Origin of the sequence: Pseudoroseomonas cervicalis ATCC 49957 (assembly GCF_000164635.1) — a bacterium.
GTDB lineage: Bacteria > Pseudomonadota > Alphaproteobacteria > Acetobacterales > Acetobacteraceae > Pseudoroseomonas > Pseudoroseomonas cervicalis.
Genome location: NZ_GG770777.1, coordinates 806,119 through 810,928 on the forward strand (window position 1 = coordinate 806,119; position 4,810 = coordinate 810,928).

A 4,810-nucleotide genomic window follows, 5' to 3' on the forward strand; every position below is an offset into this window, starting at 1 on the left:
CGGGCGGCTCGGCCACGGCGCCGGACGCGGCGCGGGCGCGGATCAGCGCCGCCAGCTGCTGCACGGTCTCTTCCACGATGGTCTCCTCCTCGGCCTCGGCCATCACGCGGATCACCGGTTCGGTGCCGCTGGGACGGATCAGGATACGGCCGCGCCCCTCCAGCCGGGCGCTGGCGGCCGCGATGGCGGCCTGCACGCCGGCATCCTGCAACGGGCTCACCCCGGCATAGCGGACATTGACCAGGCGCTGCGGCAGCGGCGTGAAGCGGCGGCAGATCTCGCTGGCGGGGCGGCCTTCCTCGGCCAGCACGGCCAGAACCTGCAGCGCCGCCACCAGCCCATCGCCGGTGGTGCCGAAATCGCTCAGGATCATGTGGCCGGACTGCTCGCCGCCCAGATTGCAGCCGGCCTCACGCATCCGCTCGGACACATAGCGGTCCCCCACCTTGGTGCGCAGCAGCTTCAACCCGGTCGAGTGAAGAAAGCGTTCAAGGCCCAGATTCGACATCACGGTCGCGACCACGGCATCGCCGCGCAGCCGCCCCTGCGCCGCCCAGGACGCCGCCACCACCGCCAGGATCTGGTCGCCATCGACGATCTGGCCCTTCTCATCGGCCAGCACCAGCCGGTCGGCGTCGCCATCGAGGGCGATGCCCAGATCGGCACGCCGCTCGCGCACCAGCTCGGCCATGCGGGTGGGGGCGGTGGAGCCGCATTCGCGGTTGATGTTGAAGCCATCCGGGGCCACGCCCAGCGGCACCACCTCCGCCCCCAGCTCCCACAGCACGGTGGGCGCCACCCTGTAGGCGGCGCCATGCGCGCAATCGACGACGATGCGCATGCCCGACAGGCTGCGGCCCTTGGGAAAGCTGGCCTTCACCGCCTCGATATAGCGGCCGGCCGCGTCCTCCAGCCGGCTGGCGCGGCCGAGGCGCGAGGGGGCGACGAGCTGGGCGGAGAGGTCGCCCGCCATCAGCGCCTCGATCTCCGCCTCCTCGGCGTCCGAGAGCTTCAGCCCGTCCGGGCCGAACAGCTTGATGCCATTGTCCTCGAACGGGTTGTGGCTGGCGGAAATCATCACGCCGAGATCGGCGCGCAGGCTGCGCGTCAGCATGGCGATGGCCGGCGTCGGCAGCGGCCCCACCAGCACCACATCCATGCCGGCGCCGACGAAGCCGGCGGTCAGCGCCGGCTCCAGCATGTAGCCGGAGAGGCGCGTGTCCTTGCCGATGACGACGCGGTGGCGGTGGCTGCCGCGGTTGAAGAAGCGGCCCGCCGCCTGGCCCAGGCGCAGCGCGGTCGAGGCATCCATCGGCGCGCGATTCGCCACCCCCCGGATGCCATCCGTCCCGAACAACCGCCGCACCGCCTCGCCCATGGCCCTCGCCTCCCGCTCTCGCCAGCCTGCATGGCGCGGACGCGGCGCGCAGGCAAGCACGGGCTGCGCCGGACGGGGCGGAAGCGCCGGTGGTTCAGCCCTCCAGGCTGCCGCCCTCGGCGCAGGCGCGCCACATGCGCAAGCCCTGCACCGTCTCGGCCACGTCGTGCACGCGCAGGATCGAGGCGCCGGCGGCGGCGGCGGCCAGCGCCACGGCGACGCTGCCGGCCAGCCGGTCGGCGGGCGCCTCCACCCCCGTCACCTCGCCCACGAAGCGCTTGCGCGAGGCGCCGACCAGGATGCGGCAGCCGATCGAGGCCAGCAGCGGCAGGCGGTTCAGCAGCAGCAGGTTCTGCTCCACCGTCTTGCCGAAGCCGATGCCGGGGTCGAGGGCGATGCGGCCGCGCGGGATGCCCAGCGCCTCGGCCGTCTCGACCCGCTGGCGCAGGAAGCGGGCGACGTCGAGCACCACATCCTCATAGTCGGTCGCCGCCTGCATGCGGCGCGGGTCGAGCACCGGCATGTGCATCAGCACGACGGGCGCCCGCGCCTCCTGCACCACCCGCACCGAGCGCGCATCCTGGCGCAGCGCGGTGACGTCGTTGACGATCTCCGCCCCCGCCTCCAGCGCCGCCTGCATGGTGGCGGCGTGGCGGGTGTCGATGCTGACCACGGCGGCCTTGGCAAGCTCCCGCACCACCGGGCGGATGCGGGCGATCTCCTCCTCCGGCGTCACCGGATCGGCGCCGGGGCGGGTGCTCTCGCCGCCGATGTCGAGGATGTCGGCCCCCGCCTCCAGCATGGCGTGCCCCGCGGCGATGGCCGCCCCGGGGTCCAGGTGCTGCCCGCCATTGGAGAAGCTGTCGGGCGTGACGTTGAGGATGCCCATGACCAGCGGCCGGTCCGTCGGCAGGCCGGCGAAGGGCAGCGGCCGGCGGGTCAGCGGCGCCAGCGCCTCCTCCCACCCCTCGGGCACCGCGGAGAGCGGGTGGATGCCGAGGTCCCGCCCCTCCTCGATCAGCCGGACGAGGGCGAAGGCCGAGGGGCCGCCGGCCAGCGGCAGGGCGTGGCCGTCGCGCAGCGCCTGGAAGGCGGCGGGCCCCTGCAACAGCCCGATGGGCTCCACCCAGCGCTCGCTCATCCCGTCTTTCCCCCGGTCAGGCTGTCCAAAACAGAAAAGGCCCCGTCGCCGGGGCCTTTCCTATCGCAATTCCGTGTCCGGAAGGAAGCCGGGCGTCAGGCGCCCGGCTGCGGCGCCGGGTTGCCGAAGCCGCCCGGCCGGGTCGGCCGGCCCGAGCTGGGCACGCTGCCACGGCCGGAGGGGGTGGGCTCGTCGGGGCGGTTGCGCACCACCGGCTCGCCCTTGATCACCTGGCGGATCTCGTCGCCCGACAGGGTCTCATACTCCAGCAGCCCCTTCGCCAGCGCGTGCAGCTCCTCGATATTGGTCTGCAGCGTGTGCTTGGCGCGGGCATAGGCGTCGTCGATGATCGAGCGGACCTCGCTGTCGATCTCGCGCGCCGTCGCCTCGGAGACGTTCTTCGACTGGGTGACGCTATGGCCCAGGAAGACCTCCTGGCTGTTGTCGCCATAGGCGATCATGCCGAGCTTCTCGCTCATGCCCCATTCGGTGACCATCATCTTGGCCTGGTTGGTGGCCATCTTGATGTCGCCCGAGGCGCCGTTGGAGACCTTGTCGGCGCCGAAGATCAGCTCCTCGGCGACGCGGCCGCCCATCGCCATGGCCAGCTCCGCCTTCAGCTTGCTCTTGTGCTTGCTGTAGCGGTCGCCGGCCGGCAGCGACATGACGAGGCCGAGCGCCCGGCCGCGCGGGATGATCGTCGCCTTGTGGACCGGATCGCATTCCGGCTCGTGCAGCGCGACCAGGGCGTGACCGGCCTCGTGATAGGCGGTCATCTTCTTCTCGTCCTCGGACATCACCATCGAGCGGCGCTCGGCGCCCATCAGCACCTTGTCCTTGGCCATCTCGAATTCGTGCATGCCGACGGTGCGGCGGCCCGAGCGGGCGGCGAGCAGCGCCGCCTCGTTCACCAGGTTGGCCAGGTCCGCGCCGGAGAAGCCGGGCGTGCCGCGGGCGATGATCTTCGGATCGACGTCGGAGGCCAGCGGCACCTTGCGCATGTGGACGCGGAGAATCTTCTCGCGGCCCGACACGTCGGGGTTCGGCACCACCACCTGGCGGTCGAAGCGGCCGGGGCGCAGCAGGGCCGGGTCCAGCACGTCGGGGCGGTTGGTCGCGGCGATGAGGATGACGCCCTCATTCGCCTCGAAGCCGTCCATCTCGACCAGCATCTGGTTCAGGGTCTGCTCGCGCTCGTCATTGCCGCCGCCGAGGCCGGCGCCGCGATGGCGGCCGACGGCGTCGATCTCGTCGATGAAGATGATGCAGGGGGCGTTCTTCTTGCCCTGCTCGAACATGTCGCGCACGCGGCTGGCGCCCACGCCCACGAACATCTCCACGAAGTCGGAGCCCGAGATGGTGAAGAAGGGCACATTCGCCTCGCCGGCGATGGCGCGGGCCAGCAGGGTCTTACCCGTGCCCGGCGGGCCGACCAGAAGGCAGCCCTTGGGGATCTTGCCGCCCAGGCGCTGGAACTTCTGCGGGTCGCGCAGGAAGTCGACGATTTCTTCCAGCTCGCCCTTGGCCTCGTCGATGCCGGCCACGTCCTCGAAGGTGACGCGGCCCTGCTTCTCGGTCAGCAGCCGGGCGCGCGACTTGCCGAAGCCCATGGCACGGCCGCCACCGCCCTGCATCTGGCGCATGAAGAAGATCCAGACGCCGATCAGCAGCAGCATCGGGAACCAGGAGAGCAGGTAGTGGAAGAGCGGGTTGACGTCGCTCTCCTCCGGCCGCGCCACGACGCGGACGCCACGCTCGGTCAGGCGGCTGACCAGGGTCGGGTCCTCGGGCGTGTAGGTGCTGAAGCTGCGGCCGTCCGCGAGCTGCCCGGTCAGGGTGCGGCCCTGGATGGTCACGTCCCGCACGCGGCCGCCATTCACCTCGTTCAGGAAGTCGCTGTAGGCGACCTGCTGGCCGGTCTGGCGCGTGGAGGAGGAAGGTTGAAAGAGATTGAACAGCGCCACGAGCAGCAGCGCCACGATCACCCAGAGCGCCAGGTTGCGGCCGAAATTGTTCACCGTGCGGTTCCCATCCGTGTGCCGGCCAGCGGAGGAGACTGGCCCGGCGCCCCGAGAACATAGGGCGCCCTTGGCCATTCTGAAACCATGCCGCGCGGGGCATCTTTCAATCTCTTTAGTTTCGGTTTGGTTGACAAGGGTCACGGCCCGGCCGGCCGCGCCCCAGCTGGCGCCGGGATGTCCCTCAATATCCTGATATCAAATGGTTTCTTCCGCCAAGGCCCCGCCCGGCAGCGGGCCGCCCGCCGGGCGGAACGCCAGCCGCGCCGGGGC

General features: G+C 71.3%; 3 protein-coding genes. All 3 read right to left on the minus strand.

The window, feature by feature from the left end:
* Nucleotides 1-1,378 (minus strand): phosphoglucosamine mutase (gene glmM, locus HMPREF0731_RS03500; protein ID WP_007002639.1); only part of this gene is annotated, 1,378 nt, incomplete at its 3' end.
* A gap of 94 nt (nt 1,379-1,472) precedes the next feature.
* Nucleotides 1,473-2,519, minus strand: a complete 1,047-nt coding sequence (gene folP / locus HMPREF0731_RS03505) for a dihydropteroate synthase (RefSeq protein ID WP_007002640.1) — start codon at nt 2,517-2,519, stop codon at nt 1,473-1,475.
* 95 nt (nt 2,520-2,614) lie between these two features.
* Nucleotides 2,615-4,537, minus strand: coding sequence for an ATP-dependent zinc metalloprotease FtsH (ftsH, locus tag HMPREF0731_RS03510; protein WP_007002641.1), 1,923 nt, complete (start codon nt 4,535-4,537; stop codon nt 2,615-2,617).
* Nucleotides 4,538-4,810: the final 273 nt, after the last annotated feature.